This is a genomic window from Klebsiella sp. K47, assembly GCF_051858335.1.
GTDB lineage: Bacteria > Pseudomonadota > Gammaproteobacteria > Enterobacterales > Enterobacteriaceae > Klebsiella > Klebsiella pneumoniae.
On sequence record NZ_JBPYUI010000004.1, the window covers coordinates 166,166 to 186,887 of the forward strand.

The 20,722-nt window shown below is 58.0% G+C and carries 22 protein-coding genes; 15 read left to right on the forward strand and 7 right to left on the reverse strand.

Going from position 1 to position 20,722, the window contains the following annotated elements; genetic code table 11:
* Positions 1–2: 2 nt before the first annotated feature.
* Positions 3–1,196 (reverse strand): glycine C-acetyltransferase, encoded by a 1,194-nt coding sequence (gene kbl, locus RRF55_RS05430; RefSeq protein ID WP_002922462.1) that lies wholly within the window; start codon positions 1,194–1,196, stop codon positions 3–5.
* A 213-nt stretch (positions 1,197–1,409) separates the two neighbouring features.
* Here kbl and rfaD point away from each other — a divergent pair, with 213 nt between their 5' ends.
* The 5 genes from rfaD to RRF55_RS05455 are packed head-to-tail and all read left to right on the forward strand — an operon-like array spanning position 1,410 to position 6,440.
* Complete coding sequence (gene rfaD, locus RRF55_RS05435; RefSeq protein ID WP_002922463.1) at positions 1,410–2,342, forward strand: ADP-glyceromanno-heptose 6-epimerase; 933 nt, start codon at positions 1,410–1,412, stop codon at positions 2,340–2,342.
* Between the two features lie 9 nt (positions 2,343–2,351).
* Complete coding sequence (gene rfaF / locus RRF55_RS05440; protein WP_002922465.1) at positions 2,352–3,410, forward strand: ADP-heptose--LPS heptosyltransferase RfaF; 1,059 nt, start codon at positions 2,352–2,354, stop codon at positions 3,408–3,410.
* A 3-nt stretch (positions 3,411–3,413) separates the two neighbouring features.
* Complete coding sequence (gene rfaC / locus RRF55_RS05445) at positions 3,414–4,385, forward strand: lipopolysaccharide heptosyltransferase RfaC (RefSeq protein ID WP_004181524.1); 972 nt, start codon at positions 3,414–3,416, stop codon at positions 4,383–4,385.
* Positions 4,385–5,293: a sugar glycosyltransferase gene (locus tag RRF55_RS05450; RefSeq protein WP_004181525.1), complete on the forward strand. Its 909-nt coding sequence runs from the start codon at positions 4,385–4,387 to the stop codon at positions 5,291–5,293. The genes rfaC and RRF55_RS05450 overlap by 1 nt, the downstream gene beginning before the upstream one ends.
* Positions 5,271–6,440 (forward strand): O-antigen ligase family protein, encoded by a 1,170-nt coding sequence (locus RRF55_RS05455; protein ID WP_004164973.1) that lies wholly within the window; start codon positions 5,271–5,273, stop codon positions 6,438–6,440. The genes RRF55_RS05450 and RRF55_RS05455 overlap by 23 nt, the downstream gene beginning before the upstream one ends.
* Before the next feature lie 43 nt (positions 6,441–6,483).
* On the opposite strand, the gene RRF55_RS05460 is transcribed toward RRF55_RS05455, so the two are convergent.
* On the reverse strand, positions 6,484–7,563 hold the full coding sequence (locus tag RRF55_RS05460; protein ID WP_002922472.1) for a glycosyltransferase family 9 protein: 1,080 nt from the start codon (positions 7,561–7,563) through the stop codon (positions 6,484–6,486).
* Between the two features lie 18 nt (positions 7,564–7,581).
* The gene (locus RRF55_RS05465; protein ID WP_004186133.1) at positions 7,582–8,544 is read right to left on the reverse strand and encodes a polysaccharide deacetylase family protein; all 963 of its coding nucleotides are present in this window, start codon (positions 8,542–8,544) and stop codon (positions 7,582–7,584) included.
* Positions 8,545–8,655: 111 nt separating this feature from the next.
* Here RRF55_RS05465 and rfaQ point away from each other — a divergent pair, with 111 nt between their 5' ends.
* From rfaQ to coaD, 7 genes are all read left to right on the forward strand, one after another.
* Positions 8,656–9,732, forward strand: a complete 1,077-nt coding sequence (gene rfaQ / locus RRF55_RS05470) for a putative lipopolysaccharide heptosyltransferase III (protein WP_032415808.1) — start codon at positions 8,656–8,658, stop codon at positions 9,730–9,732.
* The gene (locus RRF55_RS05475) at positions 9,729–10,856 is read left to right on the forward strand and encodes a glycosyltransferase family 4 protein (RefSeq protein WP_032415809.1); all 1,128 of its coding nucleotides are present in this window, start codon (positions 9,729–9,731) and stop codon (positions 10,854–10,856) included. Before rfaQ ends, RRF55_RS05475 begins: the two co-directional genes overlap by 4 nt.
* 2 nt (positions 10,857–10,858) lie before the next feature.
* Positions 10,859–11,953: a glycosyltransferase gene (locus RRF55_RS05480; protein ID WP_004145262.1), complete on the forward strand. Its 1,095-nt coding sequence runs from the start codon at positions 10,859–10,861 to the stop codon at positions 11,951–11,953.
* 29 nt (positions 11,954–11,982) lie between these two features.
* Entirely contained in the window at positions 11,983–12,972 is a 990-nt protein-coding gene (locus RRF55_RS05485) for a glycosyltransferase (RefSeq protein ID WP_002922498.1), read from the forward strand.
* A 91-nt stretch (positions 12,973–13,063) separates the two neighbouring features.
* The gene (gene waaA, locus RRF55_RS05490; protein WP_004145263.1) at positions 13,064–14,338 is read left to right on the forward strand and encodes a lipid IV(A) 3-deoxy-D-manno-octulosonic acid transferase; all 1,275 of its coding nucleotides are present in this window, start codon (positions 13,064–13,066) and stop codon (positions 14,336–14,338) included.
* Positions 14,338–15,114, forward strand: coding sequence for a glycosyltransferase family 2 protein (locus RRF55_RS05495; protein ID WP_004145264.1), 777 nt, complete (start codon positions 14,338–14,340; stop codon positions 15,112–15,114). The genes waaA and RRF55_RS05495 overlap by 1 nt, the downstream gene beginning before the upstream one ends.
* Positions 15,111–15,590, forward strand: coding sequence for a pantetheine-phosphate adenylyltransferase (gene coaD / locus RRF55_RS05500; RefSeq protein ID WP_002922501.1), 480 nt, complete (start codon positions 15,111–15,113; stop codon positions 15,588–15,590). Before RRF55_RS05495 ends, coaD begins: the two co-directional genes overlap by 4 nt.
* Before the next feature lie 187 nt (positions 15,591–15,777).
* Here the strand turns inward: coaD and mutM are convergent, their stop codons facing one another.
* From mutM to radC, 4 genes are all read right to left on the reverse strand, one after another.
* The gene (gene mutM / locus RRF55_RS05505) at positions 15,778–16,587 is read right to left on the reverse strand and encodes a bifunctional DNA-formamidopyrimidine glycosylase/DNA-(apurinic or apyrimidinic site) lyase (protein WP_004173907.1); all 810 of its coding nucleotides are present in this window, start codon (positions 16,585–16,587) and stop codon (positions 15,778–15,780) included.
* A gap of 135 nt (positions 16,588–16,722) precedes the next feature.
* On the reverse strand, positions 16,723–16,890 hold the full coding sequence (rpmG, locus tag RRF55_RS05510) for a 50S ribosomal protein L33 (RefSeq protein WP_002922510.1): 168 nt from the start codon (positions 16,888–16,890) through the stop codon (positions 16,723–16,725).
* A gap of 20 nt (positions 16,891–16,910) precedes the next feature.
* Positions 16,911–17,147 carry a 50S ribosomal protein L28 gene (gene rpmB, locus RRF55_RS05515; protein WP_000091955.1) on the reverse strand — a complete coding sequence of 79 codons (237 nt, stop codon included), beginning with the start codon at positions 17,145–17,147 and terminating at the stop codon, positions 16,911–16,913.
* 216 nt (positions 17,148–17,363) lie between these two features.
* Positions 17,364–18,029, reverse strand: a complete 666-nt coding sequence (radC, locus tag RRF55_RS05520) for a RadC family protein (RefSeq protein WP_002922589.1) — start codon at positions 18,027–18,029, stop codon at positions 17,364–17,366.
* Positions 18,030–18,201: 172 nt separating this feature from the next.
* Here radC and coaBC point away from each other — a divergent pair, with 172 nt between their 5' ends.
* The 3 genes from coaBC (at position 18,202) to slmA (ending at position 20,573) form a co-directional block, all read left to right on the forward strand.
* Positions 18,202–19,416: a bifunctional phosphopantothenoylcysteine decarboxylase/phosphopantothenate--cysteine ligase CoaBC gene (gene coaBC / locus RRF55_RS05525; protein WP_064153064.1), complete on the forward strand. Its 1,215-nt coding sequence runs from the start codon at positions 18,202–18,204 to the stop codon at positions 19,414–19,416.
* A complete protein-coding gene (gene dut, locus RRF55_RS05530) occupies positions 19,394–19,852 on the forward strand; it encodes a dUTP diphosphatase (RefSeq protein ID WP_032415811.1) in 459 nt (152 codons plus the stop codon). The genes coaBC and dut overlap by 23 nt, the downstream gene beginning before the upstream one ends.
* Positions 19,853–19,976: 124 nt before the next feature.
* Positions 19,977–20,573 (forward strand): nucleoid occlusion factor SlmA, encoded by a 597-nt coding sequence (gene slmA, locus RRF55_RS05535; RefSeq protein ID WP_002922598.1) that lies wholly within the window; start codon positions 19,977–19,979, stop codon positions 20,571–20,573.
* Positions 20,574–20,722: the final 149 nt, after the last annotated feature.

The window sequence follows — 20,722 nt, forward strand, 5'->3', positions numbered from 1 at the left end:
TATTAGGCGATGACGCCCAGTTGTTTGCCGATGCGGGTAAAGGCTTCCACCGCACGCTCAATTTGTTCAGGGGTATGCGCCGCCGACATCTGGGTGCGAATACGCGCCTGGCCTTTCGGTACCACCGGATAGAAGAAGCCGGTGACATAGATCCCTTCTTTCTGCAGCTCGCGGGCAAAGTTCTGCGCCACCACCGCCTCGCCCAGCATCACCGGAATGATGGCGTGGTCGGCGCCGGCCAGCGTGAAGCCTGCCGCGGTCATTTTTTCGCGGAACAGACGCGCGTTAGCCCACAGGCGATCGCGCAGGTCTGCCCCCTCTTCAACCATCTCCAGCACTTTGATGGAGGCGGCCACGATGGCCGGCGCCAGAGAGTTGGAGAACAGATACGGACGGGAGCGCTGGCGCAGCCACTCAACCACCTCTTTGCGCGCGGCGGTGTAGCCGCCGGAGGCGCCGCCCAGCGCTTTACCCAGCGTGCCGGTGATGATATCGACGCGCCCCATCACATCGCAGTATTCGTGGGAGCCGCGGCCGTTTTCGCCGACGAAGCCGACGGCGTGGGAGTCATCGACCATCACCAGCGCATCGTATTTATCCGCCAGGTCGCAAACGCCTTGCAGGTTGGCGATCACGCCATCCATCGAGAACACGCCGTCGGTGGCGATCAGCACGTGACGCGCGCCGGCCTCGCGAGCTTCTTTCAGACGCGCCTCCAGCTCTTGCATATCGTTGTTGGCATAGCGGAAGCGCTTCGCTTTACACAGACGCACGCCGTCGATGATCGAGGCATGGTTCAGGGCGTCGGAGATAATGGCGTCTTCCGGGCCGAGCAGCGTTTCAAACAGGCCGCCGTTGGCGTCGAAGCAGGAGGAGTAGAGGATCGCGTCTTCCATACCGAGGAAATCGGCCAGCTTCTTCTCCAGCTGCTTATGCGTATCCTGGGTGCCGCAGATGAAGCGTACCGAGGCCATCCCGAAACCGTGGCTGTCCATGCCGGATTTCGCCGCGGCAATCAGTTCCGGGTGGTTCGCCAGACCCAGATAGTTATTGGCGCAGAAGTTAATCACGTGGCTGTCGCCGACGGTAATGTCCGCCTGCTGCGCCGAGGTGATGATGCGCTCTTCTTTGAACAACCCTTCGGCCCGAGCGGTCTCCAGATTGCTAGTTAACTGTTTGTAGAAATCACCACGCATTGCAACTCTCCAGATTCGGCAAAATTTGGCACATATTACCCAAAGCTATACGCTGATACGAGATGATGCAGGCCTGAATGAATTATTTGCAGCATAAATCACGTCAGCCCAGCACCTTATTCTGCGAATGGCTGTAGGCTTGCTCATGTGGTGATATGATAAGAGCATTCATGTCCGGATTGTCTCCGGGCTCTCAACTTCAAAGGTACAGTTATGATCATCGTTACCGGCGGCGCAGGCTTTATCGGCAGCAACATCGTTAAAGCGCTGAATGACAAAGGCATCACCGACATTCTGGTTGTCGACAATCTGAAAGACGGCACCAAGTTTGTAAACCTGGTTGACCTGAACATCGCTGACTACATGGATAAAGAAGACTTTCTGATCCAGATTATGGCGGGTGAAGAGTTCGGTGAAATCGAAGCAATCTTCCACGAAGGCGCGTGCTCTTCCACTACCGAGTGGGATGGTAAGTACATGATGGACAACAACTATCAGTACTCCAAAGAGCTGCTGCACTACTGCCTGGAGCGCGAAATCCCGTTCCTGTACGCCTCCTCCGCGGCCACCTATGGCGGACGCACCAGCGACTTCATCGAGTCCCGCGAGTACGAACAGCCGCTGAACGTTTACGGCTACTCCAAATTCCTGTTCGACGAATACGTCCGCCAGATCCTGCCGGAAGCCAATTCGCAGATCGTCGGCTTCCGCTACTTTAACGTCTACGGGCCGCGCGAAGGCCACAAAGGCAGCATGGCGAGCGTCGCTTTCCACCTCAATACCCAGCTGAATAATGGCGAAAGCCCGAAACTGTTTGAAGGCAGCGACGGCTTCAAGCGCGACTTCGTCTACGTGGGCGACGTGGCTGACGTCAACCTGTGGTTCTGGGAAAACGGCGTTTCCGGCATCTTTAACCTCGGCACCGGCCGTGCGGAATCCTTCCAGGCCGTCGCCGATGCGACCCTGGCGTACCACAAAAAAGGCAGCATCGAGTACATCCCGTTCCCGGACAAACTGAAAGGCCGCTACCAGGCGTTCACTCAGGCGGATCTGACTAACCTGCGCAAAGCGGGCTATGACAAACCGTTCAAAACCGTTGCCGAAGGCGTAACGGAATATATGGCCTGGCTAAACCGCGACGCGTAAGAAACAAGCATGAAAATATTGGTGGTAGGCCCGTCTTGGGTGGGCGACATGATGATGTCGCAAAGTCTTTATCGTACGCTCAGGGCGCGCTATCCCCAGGCGATTATCGACGTGATGGCGCCAGCCTGGTGCCGTCCGTTGCTTTCGCGCATGCCGGAAGTGAACGAAGCGATCCCGATGCCGCTGGGTCACGGCGCGCTGGCTATCGGCGAACGCCGTAAGCTCGGCCACAGCCTGCGCGAGCGTCGCTACGATCGCGCTTACGTGCTGCCGAACTCGTTTAAATCGGCATTAGTCCCTTTCTTTGCCAATATCCCGCTGCGCACCGGCTGGCGCGGCGAGATGCGCTACGGACTGCTCAACGACGCCCGGGTGCTGGACAAAGACGCCTGGCCGCTGATGGTGGAACGCTACGTGGCGCTGGCCTACGACAACGGCGTGATGCGCTGCGCCAAAGATCTGCCGCAGCCGCTGCTGTGGCCGCAGCTGCAGGTCAACGAAGGGGAAAAGTCGCAGGCCTGCAGCGCCTTTAACCTGTCCAACGATCGGCCGATCGTCGGCTTCTGCCCCGGCGCGGAGTTCGGCCCGGCCAAACGCTGGCCGCACTATCATTATGCTGCGCTGGCGAAAAAGCTTATCGACGATGGCTATCAGATTGCGTTATTCGGCTCGGCGAAAGATAACGAGGCCGGCAAAGAGATCATCGCCGCCCTCAGCAGCGAGCAGCAGGCCTGGTGCCGTAATCTGGCGGGTGAAACCCAGCTGGAGCAGGCGGTCATTCTGATCGCCGCCTGTAAAGCTGTAGTGACTAACGATTCGGGGCTGATGCACGTCGCCGCAGCGCTGGACCGCCCGCTGGTGGCGCTGTATGGCCCGAGCAGTCCGGACTTTACCCCGCCGCTGTCGCATAAAGCGCGGGTTATCCGTCTGATTACCGGCTACCACAAGGTGCGCAAAGGCGATGCCGCCGAAGGCTATCATCAGAGCCTGATCGACATCACCCCAGAACGCGTCCTGCAAGAGCTGAACGAACTGTTAGCGGAAAAAACCGAGCACGAGGAAGCGTAACGGATGCGGGTATTGATCGTTAAAACCTCCTCCATGGGCGACGTGCTGCACACGCTGCCCGCGCTAACCGACGCCGCGCAGGCTATCCCCGGCATCCGCTTCGACTGGGTGGTTGAAGAGGGTTTCGCGCAGATCCCCTCCTGGCATAAAAGCGTCGAACGGGTGATCCCGGTGGCGATCCGCCGCTGGCGCAAAGCCTGGTTCTCCGCGCCGATCAAAGCCGAGCGTCAAGCCTTTCGCGAGGCCGTTCAGGCGGTAAAGTATGACGCCATCATCGACGCCCAGGGGCTGGTGAAAAGCGCCGCGCTGGTTACTCGCCTGGCGCACGGCGTCAAGCACGGTATGGACTGGCAAACGGCCCGCGAGCCGCTGGCGAGCCTGTTTTACAACCGCCGCCACCATATCGCGAAACAGCAGCACGCGGTGGAGCGTACCCGTGAGCTGTTCGCCAAAAGCCTTGGCTACGCGAAACCCCAGGCCCAGGGGGATTACGCCATTGCGCGCCATTTCCTGCAGCACGAGGCTAGCGCTGCCGCGCCCTATCTGGTGTTTCTGCACGCTACCACCCGCGACGATAAGCACTGGCCGGAAACCCGCTGGCAGGAGCTTCTCGATCTGCTGGCCGACAGCGGCGTCCACATTAAGCTGCCGTGGGGGGCCCCGCACGAAGAGGCGCGGGCGAAGCGGCTGGCGGAAGGCCGGGAGTATGTTGAAGTGCTGCCGCGCATGAGCCTTGAGCAGGTGGCGCAGGTTCTGGCCGGCGCCCGGGCCGTCGTCTCGGTCGATACCGGGCTGAGCCATCTGACCGCCGCGCTGGATAAACCGAACTTTACGCTCTACGGCCCGACCGACCCGGGGCTGATTGGCGGATACGGTAAAAACCAGCATATCGTGCGGCCGGAAAACAGCGCCAGCACCGGCGATATTGCGGCCAGCCGGATTCATCTTCTCCTGCAAAATCAGGGGCTGCTCTGATGGGATCCCTGTTTAAGCAGATCTACCGCTATACGCGCCCTCGCGCGTATCGCCACAATGAAAATCTGTGGCCTTTTACCCGTATTGCGCGTGCGCCAAGCGGCGAAATCAGCGCGTTACGCTATAAAGGGAAAACGGTGCCGCTGGTCAGCCTGAGCGCGCTGAAAAACAGTATGCAGGGCGAAGTCCTGCTGACCGCCACCGGCCCCTCAACCCGCAATATCGATTTTTCCCTGTTGTCGAAAACGATCCCGGTGATGGGCGTCAATGGCGCCTGGCATCTTGCCGACCGGCTGCACTTTTCGCTCTATACCATCGTCGACATGGAATTTTTCGATAAGAAGCCGGACATTATCCGCGCCATTGTCAGCCAGCCGGATATTTTGCTGTTCACCACCATGCACGGGATCGCCAAAATCGTCGATCGCTATGGGGACGCGCTGCGCTGCCGTTTGGCGTTGATTGAGGACGGTTGCTATAAGATTTACCAGCCGAAAGTCGCCAGCGAAGCGATAAAGCGCACTTACCAGCAGAATGCGGCGATGTGCTTTCATCCTCAGCGCCCGGATATCTGTTTTAGCACCGATATTCGCCAGGGCATCTTTGATGCCGGCACGGTGGTCTACTGGGCGCTGCAAATTCTCGCCTGGCTGGGCTTCAATACTATCCTGGTGAGCGGCCTGGATATGACCAACTTTAACCAGCCGCGATTCTACGAAACACAACAAGAAAAATTGCCTTCTTACCTGGCAACAAAAGTGGATACCCTCGTCATGCCCTCCTTTGCGCATGCCGCGCAGGTACTGCAGCAACGCCAGATTCGGGTGATTAATTTTTCCCCAGAAAGCGCTGTGCCGGATACTATCTTCGAAAAGGTTGCGTTTAATGAGTACTTTAAAAGTGAGTAACTTCGCCAGACAGGGTTACTCGATTGTCTTTCCTTTGTTTTTATTTTTCAGCGCGATTTTTTGCATGTCCACCCGGACCAATAATCTGCTGCATTTATCGATCCTGCTGCTATTGCTGTCGCTGGTACGCCAGGAAAACCGCCAGGCGCTGGCCGGGGTGTTACGCGAGCAGTGGCAGACCTGGACGCTGCTGGCGGCTTTCTTTATCTATTACGCCCTCAGTAATGTGTGGGGCCATACGCCGCAGCATATTGACTCGCCGATCACCCACGGCGTGTATCTGACCGGGTATCTGTTGCTGATGACGATGCTGCTCAGGGACGGACGAACCCGCCGACTGGCGATGCTGGCGGTGGTCGGCGGGATCACCGTGCTCTCCCTGTGGACGCTGATTATCGACCATACGCTGGTTCTCACCGAACGAGCGGTCTCCCCCGAGAACCCCGGACCAACGAACGTTATCGACCTTGCCGGTTACTGCGGCATCGGCATTTTAATTTGCGGCATGCTACTGAAAGAAAAAGCCAGCCACTGGCTCTATCTGCCGGTGGTCATCATGCTGGTGATGCTGCTGCTCACCCAAAGCCGCGGGCCGATCATCGCCCTGGTGCTGGCGGTCGGCTGTACGCTGCACCTGCACGTCTTCACCCGCCGCAACCTGCTGATCGCCGCGGCGCTGGCCGTGCTGGTAGCGCTGCTTTTGGTCATGACGCCGGTGGGCGACATGCTGCTCGCCCGTTTCGAGGAGCTGGGCACCCAAAGCGGGCTGCGCCTGAGCATCTGGCACCATACGCTGTCGGAGATGGCCAGCCAGCCGTGGCTGGGGCGCGGTTTCAGCTATGAACTGGATTTCATCAACTACAGCGGCGAGCACATCACCACCACCCACAGTGTGTATATGGGCGCCCTGCTGAAAGGCGGCATCGTGGGGTTACTGCTGCTGTTGGCGATCATTGCCTGCGGGCTATGGCAGGCGTGGCGCAAGCGCCATACCGACAGCCGCTACAGTCTGGCGATCCTGTTTTACGCGCTGGTGTTTATGGCCTCGCAGGGGATGTTTATCATCAGCAATCCCCGGGAAACCTGGGTGCTGTTCTGGCTGCCGCTGGGCATTGCGCTCAGCAAAGGGTTGGCGGAAAAACGCTAACAAAAAGGGCCGTCAGCGGCCCTTTTTATATTAACTTTTTAAATTAACTGCGGGCGGCGACCAGCCGGTCGGCCTGCTCTTTAATCACGGGCCACACCGACTCAATCGCCACATCGGCGACATTCGCTTCTTCACAGACTATCTGCTTCGCCTTGTCATAGCCCGGCGCCCAGATGTGATAGCCGGGCAGCCCGGTATTCTTGAGTTTGCGTTTGTTATAGACCGCCACCATCGGCTTATCGAAAGCCCGGGCAATATGCACGATAGAGGTGTCCGGCGTAATGACTAAATCACAGCTGCGGATCACTTCTACGGCGGAGTTGATGGTGCTGTCGGCGATGTACAGCGCCATATCCAGCCCCAGCTGGCGGATTTTTTCACTGCGCCCCACCATCACGATACAGACCCGGTAAGGCAGAGCATGTAGCCGCTCGACCAGGGTCGCCACCTGGTGACGACAGAAGTCTTTATCCTCGGAGGCGGTAAAAGGGTTAATGGCGATACGCAGTTCGACCTCTCCGGCCTGAGAAAGCAAGCGGGCCACTTTCTCCCGCTCATGGCGGCAGCCGGGGAGATGATAGTGATACGGGCGGTCGTCAACGATGCCAAACAGCTTCACCACCTGCTTATAGCGCAGGGAAATATGGCTGTTGCCGTCAAAAAAAGCGATTGAGTGATCGTAAAGTTTATAGGGCTCTTTATTAAAACCAATCACGCTGGTCGCCCGTAAATCGGCGAGTAATTTAAAGCGTTCATAGCTGGTCACGTCATCAAAATCGATAACCGCATCAAAACCCGCCGCCCGCAACGTATTTAAGGACATGCGGGGCCGATATAAATATACTTGCTGAATGAATTCTGAGCCTGCTAATATTTCGCTGCATATTGGTCCGGTTAACACCGAAACCTGATATCCCCGTTCGGCCAGTATTCTGGCGCAACCTGTCGTGACCACCATATCACCGACTTTATCATCCAGACGCAATAGCAGTACGCGGCGCACAGCCGCTGGGTCGAACGCTTTACGCGCCGGCTTATTTCTGTATCGATAGTTAATTAAATTAAATTTAATGCCGCGGAAAAAGGCATTCTTTTTCCGCGTTAATTGTTTAAGGATACGCATACGGTACCTTGAGCTGTGTTAGCGCTGTGTAATTTTCCGCTGGTAATATTCTGCCAACGTCATGCCCTTCACCTGCGGCGCCAGCCAGCTAAAAAAGGCTTCGAGGTCAGCGTATAAACGCTCAATATCCCGTTCATTCTTGAACGTGGGGCTGCCGCCGGGCATATACTCTGAAGAGTGGAGCATATATTCCACGTAGTCATTGCCCTGCGTCAACGTTTGTTCGACGACTTTTTTCATCGTCTCCACATTGCCGCCCATCGGTCGCAGCCAGTGTACGGAGGGGGATCGCACTTTGCCGCGCAGGCGGTCGTAGCCCTGCTTCACGCTGTTCATCCACGCTGAGTGCTTGTACTGGATGCTCATCGGCACTTCCAGCAGCGGCGAGTGACCCTCGCGGCTGATGTCATTTTCATCGAGGAAATAGGCATGCTGCGGAAAGCGGCGATAATCGGTCCCGCCATCGCCCTGCGGCGCCCCCTTGGCGGTCTTCCAGTTCACCCGCGGGGTCACCGAGCAATCCACCTGATACCCGTACTCCACCAGCAGACGCGCATAGCGCTCGTCAAAGGCCCAGCGCCCGGCGCGATGGCTAACCATTTTGGTCTGGAAGGTATCCTCCAGCAGACGCGTCATATAGTCGACCTTCTCACGCATCATAGCGTCGCTGTATTCAATAAGATAAGGCTTATGGCGCCAGTCATCTGCGGTCAGCGGCTCGGTCGGCGGGCTGTTCCACGCATGCAGATGCATGCCGACTTCCGCGGTGCCGCGGGCAATCACGTCTCTGGCGAATTCGATATAAAAGGGGTCGATGGCCATTTCATAGTTGGTCAAATAGACCGGTTTAAAGCCATACTTTTCGCAAAGCTGCTGAAAACGCGGAAGATAACGCGCATTCTCGGTGGTGATGCTGTCATGTTTTTGCCAGAGGTTATCGCCCTCTGTATCAATCGTGATGAGAAATGCGGGATTGTGCACGAAAACGTCCTCAGGCCATACGTATCGGGTCATGGTAGAGCAATACAACGCTTCTCTCAATCTGTCTGATCCCCTAGAATCGGAACCCTTATCCTGGATGAAGAACAGAGTATGACGCCTGAAACCCTCTCCCGCGGCCCGTTGAACCCGGCGCGGATCCTGGTCATTAAGCTGCGCCATCATGGCGACATGCTGCTGATCACGCCGCTTATTCACGCGCTGAAACAGCAGTACCCCGCCGCCAGCGTGGATGTCCTGTTGTATGAAGAGACCCGGGATATGCTCGCAGCCAACCCCGATATCCACCATATTTATGGTCTCGATCGCCGCTGGAAAAAGCAGGGAAAAAGGTATCAGCTGAAGATGCAATGGCAGCTCATTCAGACGCTGCGCCAGCAGCGGTACGATATGGTGCTTAACCTGGCCGACCAGTGGCCGAGCGCGGTTATCAGCAAACTGACCGGCGCCGCGACGCGGATTGGTTTTGATTTTCCGAAGCGCCGCCACCCGGTCTGGCGCTATTGCCACACCGCGCTGGCCTCCACCCAACAGCACAACCAGCTGCATACGGTACAGCAGAATCTCTCTATTCTCGCTCCGCTCGGTCTCCAGTTGAACGATGCGCCGACGCGGATGGGCTACAGCGAAGCAGACTGGGCCGCCAGCCGCGCCCTGCTGCCGGAGGACTTCCGGGAACACTACATCGTCATCCAGCCGACGTCGCGCTGGTTCTTTAAATGCTGGCGCGAAGATCGGATGAGCGCCCTGATCAACGCGCTGTCCGCCGAAGGATACGCGGTGGTGCTCACCTCCGGCCCCGATGCAAGAGAGAAGAAGATGGTGGATACCATCATCGCCGGCTGCCCGCAGGCGCGACTACACTCTTTAGCCGGCCAGTTAACGCTGCGCCAGCTGGCGGCGGTGATCGATCATGCCCGGTTGTTTATCGGCGTCGACTCGGTGCCGATGCATATGGCTGCAGCCCTTGGCACTCCGCTGGTCGCCCTGTTCGGTCCCTCGAAGCTGACCTTCTGGCGTCCGTGGCAGGCGAAAGGCGAGGTGATCTGGGCCGGCGACTTCGGTCCGCTGCCCGATCCGGACGCTATCAACACCAACACCGACGAACGTTATCTTGATTTAATTCCTACCGACGCCGTGATCGCGGCGGCGAAAAAGGTACTGGCATGAGTAAATTCAGGCTGGCTCTGGTGCGGCAGAAGTACCGCCCGGACGGCGGCGCAGAACGGTTTGTCTCCCGCGCGCTGGAAGCCCTCGACAGCAGTCATCTGCAACTGAACGTCATCACCCGCGAATGGCAGGGGCCGGTGAAACCGGACTGGCAGATCCATATCTGTAACCCACGTAAATGGGGGCGCATCAGCCGCGAGCGCGGCTTTGCCAACGCCGCGCGCGCGCTCTGGCAGCGCGAGTCCTTCGACCTGGTGCAGAGCCATGAACGTATTCCCGGCTGCGATCTCTACCGCGCTGGCGATGGCGTTCATCGCCGCTGGCTGCAGCAGCGCTCGCGCATTTTACCGGCCTGGAAAAGCCGCCTGCTGTTCGCCGACCGTTACCACCGCTACGTCATGCAGGCGGAACGCGAGATGTATGAAGACTCACTCCTGCGCGGGGTGATCTGCAACGCCGAGATGATCAAGCGCGAGATTATCGAAGACTTTGGCCTGCCGGCGGAGAAGATCCACGTTATTTACAACGCCATTGACAACCAGCGCTTCCTGCCGCCGGACGAAGACACCTTTGCCGCCTTACGCGCCAAATGGCAGCTACCGCTGCAGGCGACCTGCCTGATCTACGTCGGCTCCGGCTTTGAGCGCAAGGGACTGGCGGCGGCAATCCGCGCCATCGCCCCCACCGATCGCTATCTGCTGGTGGTTGGCAAAGATAAGGATCAGCCGCGCTATCAGGCGCTGGCGAAGAGTCTCGGCTGCGAAGCGCGGGTGCGCTTCTTCGGCATGCAGTCGGAGACGCTGCCCTTCTATCAGATGGCCGATGGTCTGCTGCTGCCCACCCTCTACGATCCGTTCCCCAACGTCATTCTCGAAGCGATGGCCTGCGGTCTGCCGGTGATCACCACCACCGGCTGCGGCGGGGCGGAGTTTATCGTTGACGGCCACAATGGTTACGTCTGCGACGCTCTGGATATCCCGGCGCTACAGCAGGCGGTAATGGCCCTGCCCGCGCGCGCGCTGAGCTCCGCGGAAGGCGGTCACGCCCGCGAGCGCATTATGGCCTGCACCAGCGAGCGACTCTCAACCCAGCTGCTTTCTCTTTATCAGGATCTGGTGAATTAACGATGCGCATCTTATTTGTGATTGACGGTTTACCCGGCGGCGGCGCGGAAAAAGTGGTCCTGACCCTGGCGGCACAGTTCCTGCGCGACGGCGATCGGGTGTCGCTCATTTCGCTGCGCGATGTCTGCGAGTACCCATTGCCCGAGGGGCTCGACTACCAGGTAGTTGCCGATCGCTGCCGTAAACCGTGGCGCAAGCTGACCGAGCTGTCCCGCCGCGCCCGCCAGCTGGATGCCGCAGTCGTGCGGGCCGAACAGCAGGGGCAATTTGACCTTGTGCTCTCCAACCTGCACAAAACCGACCGCATCGTCGCCCGCAGCCGGGCGCTGCGCGAGCGTAACGTCTGGTTCTGTCTGCACGGCGTATTCTCTGCCTCCTATCTCGGGCACCGCACCGGCTTTGACCGCTGGATGAAGCAGCAGAAAATTAAGCGAATTTATCAGGGTCGCAACGTGGTGACGGTTTCCGACGCGGTGGGGCGAGATCTGGTGGAAGAGTTTGCCCTGCGCCCGGCACAGCTGAAAACCATCTACAATCCCTTCGATATCACTGCCCTGCGCGCCGAGGCGGAAGCCGATAGCGAGCGCCCGGACGGTGACTACCTGATTCACGTCGGTCGCTTCCATCCGGGCAAACGCCATGACCGCCTGCTTGAAGCCTATGCGCAGAGCGGCATCGACGCACCGCTGGTGCTGCTAGGCCAGGGAAAACCGGAGCAAGAGCAGCGCCTGCGCCAGCTGGCAAAAACGCTGCACATTGACGATCGGGTGTGGTTCAAAGGCTTTCAGAAAAACCCCTTACCGTGGATCAAAGGCGCACGGATGCTGGTTTTGAGCTCCGATAGCGAAGGATTCGGCAATGTGGTGGTGGAGGCGCTGCTGTTACATACTCCTGTCGCCAGCACCCGCTGCCCCGGCGGCGTCACCGAGATCCTCACCGGCGAACTTGCCCGCGGTCTGGCGGATCTCACCAGTCCGGCGCTGGCTCAGACGATGCAAAGCATTTACCATAACCCGCCGGCCATCGACGATGCCGCGCTGGAAAAATTCAGCGTCGTATCCATTTGTCAGCAGTACCGTCAGCTGCAGCGCACCTGACGCCGTTAGTTAACCAGGATCGAAGATTTATGAGTCAAACGCCTTTATTGAGCATCGTGGCTGCCGTCTACAACGGTGAGAAATTTCTAGCGCAATTCTTTGAGTGCATTGAACAGCAGCAGCTGGACAGCTATGAACTGATCCTGGTGAACGATGGTTCGACAGACAACAGCCTGGCGGTGATCGCCGAATGGCAGGAGCGGCTGCAGAACGTCCAGGTGCTGGAGCAGGAAAACCAGGGCGTCTCGGTCGCGCGCAATACCGGCCTCGCCGCCGCCAGCGGCAAATATCTCGCGTTTCCGGATATCGACGACAAACTCTATCCGGGCATGTATCGCACGCTGCTGGAGATGGCCGAGAAAGAACATCTCGATATCGCCACCTGCAACGGCACCTATGTGTACGAAAAGCGCCGCGAGAGCCACCCGATCTTCCCACTGGATCGCCTGCCCTCGACGGGTGTGCTGCCGGGCCATGTCTGGCTTAAGCAGGCCCTGGACTCGCGGAAGTTTCTGCACGTCACCTGGCTTAATATTTATCGTCACGACTTTATCCGCCAGCATCACTTCCATTTCGAGCCTGGCCTGCGCCATCAGGATATCCCATGGACCACAGAAGCCCTGCTGGCCGCGGAGCGCGTGCAGTACACCAGTCAGCAGTTCTATGATTACTACATTCACTCTGAGTCGGTGTCGCATAAGCCGGACAACGACGACACGCTGATGCGTTCGGCGCGCCACTATATGAAGATTCTGGAGATGCTGGAGGCGATTAACCAGCGCTACCCGGATAAAGTACGCCATATCGCCGCCTGTCGCTGGCAGATCGCCAAAGAAGGCCTGGGGATCATCCATACCTTCGATAGCATGAAAGATGAGTCCAAAAAGCATGTTATTATTAACGAGTTCTTCGACCGCGGTATCTGGCGGTTAATCTGGAAAAACGCCTGTACTTTCCGTTTACGCTGGCGCCTGGGACGCCGTTATCTGCGTATTAAGCGTTATCGCCACGCGGGATAGACCAAAAACCCGCTGTTTCCGCCAAAGAGATAGCTTTACGCGGGCTAAATGCTTAGAATTTGCCCGCCAAAACAGAGAACGGATAAATAGTTTGGAATTGCTTTATACCACCCTACTTTACCTTATTCAGCCGCTGGTGTGGCTGCGGCTGCTGCTGCGCAGTCGTAAGGCTCCTGCCTATCGCAAACGCTGGGCGGAACGCTATGGCTTCTGTCAGAACAAGGTAGAGCCGGATGGCATTCTGCTGCACTCCGTTTCCGTCGGCGAGACCTTAGCCGCCATTCCGCTGGTCCGCGCCCTGCGCCACCGCTACCCTTCTCTGCCGATCACTGTCACCACCATGACGCCGACCGGCTCCGAGCGCGCCATGTCGGCGTTTGGCAAAGATGTTCATCACGTCTATCTGCCCTACGATCTGCCCGGCGCCATGAACCGCTTCCTGAACACCGTTCAGCCGAAGCTGGTGATCGTTATGGAGACCGAGCTGTGGCCGAATATGGTGGCCGCGCTGCATAAGCGTAAGATCCCGCTGGTGATCGCCAACGCGCGCCTGTCCGAACGTTCCGCCAAAGGCTATGCCAAACTGGGCGGCTTTATGCGCCGCCTGTTGAGCCGCATTACGCTTATCGCCGCGCAGAATGAAGAAGATGGTAACCGCTTCCTCTCTCTGGGGCTGAAGCGCAACCAGCTGGCGGTCACCGGCAGCCTGAAATTCGATATCTCCGTAACGCCAGAGCTGGCGGCCCGGGCGGTGACGCTGCGTCGGCAATGGGCACCGCACCGCAAGGTCTGGATTGCCACCAGCACCCACGACGGTGAAGAACAAATCATCCTCCAGGCGCATAAAAAACTGCTGGAGACTTTCCCGAACCTGCTGCTGATCCTTGTTCCCCGCCATCCGGAGCGCTTCCCCGACGCCCGTGAGATGGTACAAAAGGCTGGGATGAGCTTTACTCTGCGCAGCACCGGCGAGATCCCCTCCTCCAGTACCCAGGTAGTCATTGGCGATACCATGGGCGAGCTGATGCTGCTCTACGGCATTGCCGACCTCGCCTTCGTCGGCGGCAGCCTGGTGGAGCGCGGCGGCCATAACCCGCTCGAGCCGGCGGCGCACGCCATTCCGGTGCTGATGGGCCCGCATACCTTCAACTTCAAAGATATCTGCGCCAAGCTGCAGCAGGACGATGGCCTGATCACCGTTACCGATGCCGATTCGCTGGTCAGGGAGGTGTCCACGCTCCTGACCGATGAAGATTACCGTCTGTGGTATGGCCGTCACGCAGTGGAAGTGCTGCACCAGAACCAGGGCGCGCTGTCGCGTCTGCTACAGTTACTGCAACCTTACCTGCCGCAGCGGAGTCATTAATGTCGAACCGGCTTTCCGTGGTGATGATCGCTAAAAACGCCGCCGACCTGCTGCCGGATTGTCTGGGCTCCGTTAGCTGGGCGGATGAAATTATCGTCCTCGACTCCGGCAGCACCGACAACACCGTTGAGCTGGCCCGCCGCCTCGGCGCCCAGGTCTATACCCATACCGACTGGCGAGGCTATGGCATTCAGCGCCAGCGCGCGCAGGATTACGCCACCGGTGACTGGGTGTTGATGATCGATACCGATGAGCGCGTCACGCCAGAACTCAGGCAGGCTATTCTTAAGGTACTGGACGCCCCCCAGCGCGGCGCCATCTACAGCATCGCCCGCCGTAACTATTTTCTCGGACGCTTTATGCGCCACAGCGGTTGGTATCCCGATCGCGTCCTGCGCCTGTACGAACGCGCCCGTTACCGCTATAACGATAATCTGGTCCATGAATCGCTGGATAGCCTGGGCGCCGAGGTTATTCCGCTGACCGGCGATCTCCTGCACCTGACCTGCCGCGACTTCGCTGGCTTCCAGCAAAAACAGCTGGCGTATGCCGCCGCGTGGGCGCTTGAGCGTCACCAGAAGGGCAAGAAGACCTCGATGGCAGGGATTTTCAGCCATACGCTGGGCGCGTTCCTCAAGACGCTGCTGTTGCGCGGTGGGGTGCTGGACGGTAAACAGGGATGGTTACTGGCGATGGTCAACGCGCAGTATACGTTTACGAAATATACCGAGCTGTGGGCGCTGAGCCACGGCTACTCGGAGAAAGAGTCATCATGAGCACAAAAGCGATCTATCCGGGTACCTTCGACCCCATCACCAACGGTCATATCGATATTGTCACCCGCGCGGCAAGTATGTTCGATAAAGTGGTGCTGGCTATCGCCGCCAGCCCGAGTAAAAAGCCGATGTTCAGCCTTGATGAGCGCATTGCGCTGGCAGAGCAGGCGACGGCCCACCTGGTGAACGTGGAGGTTATCGGCTTCAGTGATTTGATGGCCAATTTCGCGCGCGCGCAGCAGGCCAATATCCTGATCCGCGGCCTGCGGGCGGTGGCGGATTTCGAGTATGAGATGCAGCTGGCTCATATGAACCGCCACCTGATGCCCACCCTTGAGAGCGTGTTTCTGATGCCGTGCAAAGAGTGGTCGTTTATCTCTTCCTCACTGGTGAAGGAAGTGGCGCGCCACCAGGGCGACGTTTCTCACTTTCTGCCAGCTAATGTGCATCAGGCGCTGTTGAATAAGTTGAAGTAACGCATCTGCCGGGACATGAGCCATATTGGCTGGCGCAGCACTGCGCCGCTGGGTCATTCACACCGGCTCTGTCCCGGTCTTTGTGCCAGATGGCGCTACGCTGACCTGGACTACAAACGCCCCCGGCCCACCAGATGCGCACCCGCAGGCCCGCTGACCTGGCCGACAAACATTCCTGTTCCTGAGACTATTTCTGGCACTGACGGCAATAAAAGGTCGCCCGCTGGGCATGTTTGGTCCCGACGACCGGCGTGCCGCAGATCCGGCAGGGTTCGCCCTTGCGGCCATAGACCTGTAGCTCCTGGGCGAAGTAGCCCGGCTTGCCATCGCTTTGCAGGAAATCCTTTAACGTGGTGCCGCCCTGCTCTATCGAACGCAGCAGGACCAGCTTAATCACCTTCACCAGCTGCTCACACTCTTCCCGCGACAGCGAGGACGCCAGCCGGTCAGGATGGATCCCGGCGGAGAACAGCGATTCACTGGCGTAGATATTCCCCACGCCCACCACCAGCTTGTTATCCATCAGCCAGGGTTTGATCGCGGTTTTCTTCTTCGCGCATTTTTGCTGGAGATAGTCGGCGTTGAACGCGTCGCTGAGCGGCTCCGGGCCAAGATGGGCCAGTACCGGATGGCCTTCCAGCGTTCTGGTCCACAACCAGGCGCCAAAGCGGCGTGGATCGGTGTAGCGCAACACCTTGCCGTTACTCATGACCAGGTCAACGTGATCGTGTTTTTCAGCAGGCAGCTCTTCGCTCAGGATGCGCAGGCTCCCCGACATCCCAAGATGGACGATGATCCAGCCGTCCGGCAGCTCCAGAAGCAGGTATTTGGCGCGGCGACGCACGCTGAGAACCGGAACGTCGCTCAGGCGATAAATCTCTTCGGAAACCGGCCAGCGCAGCCGTCCGTTGCGCACGACGGCGTGCAGAATGGTTGCGCCAACCAGGTGCGGCTCGATGCCGCGGCGGCTGGTTTCAACCTCTGGTAATTCAGGCATGATTTTCCTCCGTTTACCCGACGTATTGTGCTTCACGGACAGGTGACTGAAAAGGGAGTATGTGAAAGCAATATGGGGGAGTTTTAAAAACAAAAAACCCCGCCGAAGCGGGGTTTTTATACAAGGAGGCTAAAATTATTTGATTTTAGCTTCTTTGTAGATAACGTGCTGACGTACAACCGGATCGTACTTTTTCAGTTCCATTTTTTCCGGTTTGGTACGTTTGTTCTTCGTGGTGGTGTAGAAGTGACCAGTACCAGCGGAAGAAACCAGCTTGATTTTCTCACGAATACCTTTAGCCATGATTTATTTCCTCTAAGTACTTAGTACTTTTCGCCACGGGCACGCAGTTCAGCCAGAACTGTATCGATGCCTTTCTTATCGATTACACGCATACCTTTAGCAGATACGCGCAGGGTGACAAAACGCTTCTCGCTCTCAACCCAGAAACGGTGAGAGTGCAGGTTCGGCAGGAAACGGCGTTTAGTCGCGTTCAGTGCGTGGGAACGGTTGTTACCGGTCACCGGACGCTTGCCAGTAACTTGGCAGACTCGGGACATGTCTATTCTCCAAAAATCAAATTAGCTCGAGCTTCGTATGGGGTATTGGCGCCTCGTCAGGCTTTACAGCCTGGTCATCGCAGTTCAATGTGAACTCTCGACTGCCAGGCCCAAATGCCAAACCCGAGATTCTCAAAGGTGGCGTAGTATACGCTGACTCGGCGATGTGCTCAAGTCCCGAACAGACAAAGATCCCGAAGGATCGCCAGTTCGGGGCTAAATCCAGCCACGTTCGGCAAAAGATACATACGCACCGCGGCCGATAACCAGATGATCAAGCACGCGTATCTCCATGAATCTACAACATTTTATCACCCTTTCGGTAATCAGTCTGTCGGCCTGACTTGGCTCCGGGCTACCGGAGGGATGATTATGCGCAAGGATCACGGCGGCGGCGTTCACTTTGATGGCTTCGCGTACAATTTCTCGCGGATGCACCTCAACGTGGCTAAGAGTACCAGAAAAAAGACGACTATGTTTCAACACCCGGTTCTGATTATCTAAAAAGATCACCATAAAGATCTCGCGCTCCTCTTCCGTCAGCTGGCTTTGTAAAAACTCGCGCGTCATCGAGGGGGTGACCAGCGCGGCCTCCTCGACCAGCTGCGAGCTAAAATAGCGTCGCGCCAGCTCGGCAATGCCCTTCAGTTGCGCATATTTCGCCAGCCCCAGTCCGTCCACAGCAATCAGTTGCGCTTTATCAGCGGAAAGCAGAGCGTAGAGTGAGCCAAAACGCTGCAGTAACGCCTGGGCATAGCTGAGCACATCCTGACGACGCGTGCCGACGCGCAGAAAAAGCGCCAGCAGCTCAACATCCGTTAGCGTTTCGATGCCGTATTGCAGCATCTTCTCCCGTGGCATCAGATTTTCCATTCCGTCCATGCGCCCTCCTGGATGAATCAGCCTATCTTGGCACAGCCTGACGGCGCTGCCGACCCGCCGATTTTCACCCTGCGTAGCCGCTCGCAAAGTGAATGCCCGGCAGAGGCACGACGGCGGCAGGATTGTGATAAGATGCGCGGATTCTGGTCTACGGCAACAGGAAGACATCATGATGACTCTGGCGGGTAAAAAAATCGTCCTGGGCGTCAGCGGCGGCATCGCGGCGTATAAAACCCCGGAACTGGTGCGCCGGCTGCGTGAACGCGGCGCGGAAGTGCGTGTCGCGATGACGGAGGCGGCAAAAGCGTTCATCACCCCACTCAGCCTGCAGGCGGTATCCGGCTATCCGGTTTCCGACAGCCTGCTCGATCCGGCGGCGGAAGCGGCAATGGGCCATATTGAGCTCGGTAAATGGGCCGACCTGGTGATCCTCGCCCCAGCGACCGCCGATTTAATCGCTCGCGTGGCGGCCGGCATGGCCAACGATCTGGTGTCGACGATCTGTCTTGCCACCCCATCCCCGGTTGCCGTGGTGCCCGCCATGAACCAGCAGATGTATCGCGCGCAGGCCACCCAGCATAATCTGCAGACGCTCGCTACCCGCGGGCTGCTGCTATGGGGACCAGACAGCGGTAGCCAGGCCTGCGGCGACGTCGGCCCGGGGAGAATGCTCGATCCGTTAACTATCGTAGACATGGCCGCGCAGCATTTCGCCCCCCCTGTCAAAGATTTGCAACATCTCAACCTCATGATTACCGCGGGCCCGACCCGTGAGCCATTGGATCCGGTGCGTTATATCACCAACCACAGCTCTGGCAAGATGGGCTTCGCGATTGCCGCCGCCGCAGCGCAGCGGGGCGCGAACGTGACCTTGATCAGCGGGCCGGTATCGCTACCGACCCCGCCGTTTGTGCAGCGCATTGATGTCACTACCGCGCTGGAGATGGAAGCGGCCGTCCAGGCTGGCGCCCAGCAGCAGCACATTTTTATTGGCTGCGCCGCGGTAGCGGATTACCGCGCCGCCGTCATCGCCGAAGATAAAATAAAAAAACAAGGTGATGAATTAACAATAAAAATGGTTAAAAACCCGGATATCGTGGCCGGGGTCGCGGCGCTAAAATCACATCGCCCCTACGTCGTTGGGTTTGCCGCCGAAACGAATAATGTGGAAGAATATGCGCGGCAAAAACGTGCCCGCAAGAACCTCGACCTGATTTGCGCCAACGATGTTTCCCAGCCTAATCAGGGCTTTAACAGCGACAGCAACGCACTACACCTTTTCTGGCAGGATGGGGAAAAGCGCTTACCACTTGAGCGCAAGGAACTCCTGGGCCAATTATTACTCGACGAGATCGTGACCCGTTATGATGAAAAAAATCGACGTTAAGATTCTGGACCCGCGTGTCGGCCAGCAATTTCCGCTGCCGACCTATGCCACCTCCGGCTCCGCCGGACTTGACCTGCGAGCCTGTCTCGACGACGCCGTAGAGCTGGCGCCGAGCGCAACCACGCTGTTGCCGACCGGCCTTGCGATTCATATCGCCGATCCCTCTCTGGCGGCGGTGATCCTGCCGCGCTCCGGCCTGGGTCATAAGCATGGCGTAGTCCTGGGCAACCTGGTGGGCCTTATCGACTCCGATTACCAGGGGCAGCTGATGGTGTCCGTCTGGAACCGCGGTCAGCAGAGCTTTATTATCGAGCCGGGCGAACGTATCGCACAGATGGTCTTTGTGCCGGTCGTTCAGGCGGAATTTAACCTGGTGGAATCCTTCGATGCCACCGACCGCGGCGAAGGCGGCTTCGGTCACTCAGGGCGTAAATAAGCCCAGCAACACGGAATCTGCATCCCAACGCGCATAACGCAATAACATTACCGCAAGCCCTGGTTTGCGGTCGCGTTGTGGATGTCTGCCTGACAAGTGCTTATTTTCAGGGGTATTTTAAAACATGGCAGAAAAGCAAACTGCGAAACGGAATCGTCGCGAAGAAATACTTCAATCTCTGGCGCTGATGCTGGAATCCAGCGATGGTAGTCAGCGTATTACCACCGCGAAACTGGCGGCTTCCGTCGGCGTCTCTGAAGCCGCGCTGTATCGCCATTTTCCCAGCAAAACCCGCATGTTTGACAGCCTGATCGAGTTCATTGAAGACAGTCTGATTACGCGCATCAATTTGATTTTGAAAGATGAAAAGGACACCACCGCGCGCCTGCGCCTGATCGTTCTGTTGATTCTTGGCTTTGGCGAGCGTAATCCTGGGCTGACGCGTATCCTCACCGGGCACGCGCTGATGTTCGAACAGGACCGGCTTCAGGGTCGCATCAACCAGCTTTTTGAGCGCATCGAAGCGCAGCTACGCCAGGTAATGCGCGAGAAAAAAATGCGCGAAGGCGAAGGCTACACCCTCGACGAAACCCTGCTGGCCAGCCAGCTGCTGGCTTTCTGCGAGGGCATGCTGTCGCGCTTTGTGCGCAGCGAGTTCAAATATCGTCCGACGGATGATTTCGACGCCCGCTGGCCGCTGGTCGCCGCACAGCTGCAGTAAATCCTCACATGCAGCCGCCAGGCTGCATGATTCTCCTCGCAATCTGCGTAAGTTTGTCGCAAATCCCAGGGCCATTGGTTGAATTGCCCAATGCGCGTTTCCGCTTTCCTTTCCTACTATCCAGCTTGCTGAACATTTCACCCTCCCCC

Coding starts and splice junctions, on each gene's coding strand:
- kbl (WP_002922462.1), bottom strand. CDS start 1,196: ATGCGTGGTGATTTCTACAAACAGTTAACTAGCAATCTGGAGACCGCT.
- rfaD (WP_002922463.1), top strand. CDS start 1,410: ATGATCATCGTTACCGGCGGCGCAGGCTTTATCGGCAGCAACATCGTT.
- rfaF (WP_002922465.1), top strand. CDS start 2,352: ATGAAAATATTGGTGGTAGGCCCGTCTTGGGTGGGCGACATGATGATG.
- rfaC (WP_004181524.1), top strand. CDS start 3,414: ATGCGGGTATTGATCGTTAAAACCTCCTCCATGGGCGACGTGCTGCAC.
- RRF55_RS05450 (WP_004181525.1), top strand. CDS start 4,385: ATGGGATCCCTGTTTAAGCAGATCTACCGCTATACGCGCCCTCGCGCG.
- RRF55_RS05455 (WP_004164973.1), top strand. CDS start 5,271: ATGAGTACTTTAAAAGTGAGTAACTTCGCCAGACAGGGTTACTCGATT.
- RRF55_RS05460 (WP_002922472.1), bottom strand. CDS start 7,563: ATGCGTATCCTTAAACAATTAACGCGGAAAAAGAATGCCTTTTTCCGC.
- rfaQ (WP_032415808.1), top strand. CDS start 8,656: ATGACGCCTGAAACCCTCTCCCGCGGCCCGTTGAACCCGGCGCGGATC.
- RRF55_RS05475 (WP_032415809.1), top strand. CDS start 9,729: ATGAGTAAATTCAGGCTGGCTCTGGTGCGGCAGAAGTACCGCCCGGAC.
- RRF55_RS05480 (WP_004145262.1), top strand. CDS start 10,859: ATGCGCATCTTATTTGTGATTGACGGTTTACCCGGCGGCGGCGCGGAA.
- RRF55_RS05485 (WP_002922498.1), top strand. CDS start 11,983: ATGAGTCAAACGCCTTTATTGAGCATCGTGGCTGCCGTCTACAACGGT.
- RRF55_RS05495 (WP_004145264.1), top strand. CDS start 14,338: ATGTCGAACCGGCTTTCCGTGGTGATGATCGCTAAAAACGCCGCCGAC.
- coaD (WP_002922501.1), top strand. CDS start 15,111: ATGAGCACAAAAGCGATCTATCCGGGTACCTTCGACCCCATCACCAAC.
- mutM (WP_004173907.1), bottom strand. CDS start 16,587: ATGCCTGAATTACCAGAGGTTGAAACCAGCCGCCGCGGCATCGAGCCG.
- rpmG (WP_002922510.1), bottom strand. CDS start 16,890: ATGGCTAAAGGTATTCGTGAGAAAATCAAGCTGGTTTCTTCCGCTGGT.
- rpmB (WP_000091955.1), bottom strand. CDS start 17,147: ATGTCCCGAGTCTGCCAAGTTACTGGCAAGCGTCCGGTGACCGGTAAC.
- radC (WP_002922589.1), bottom strand. CDS start 18,029: ATGGACGGAATGGAAAATCTGATGCCACGGGAGAAGATGCTGCAATAC.
- coaBC (WP_064153064.1), top strand. CDS start 18,202: ATGACTCTGGCGGGTAAAAAAATCGTCCTGGGCGTCAGCGGCGGCATC.
- dut (WP_032415811.1), top strand. CDS start 19,394: ATGATGAAAAAAATCGACGTTAAGATTCTGGACCCGCGTGTCGGCCAG.
- slmA (WP_002922598.1), top strand. CDS start 19,977: ATGGCAGAAAAGCAAACTGCGAAACGGAATCGTCGCGAAGAAATACTT.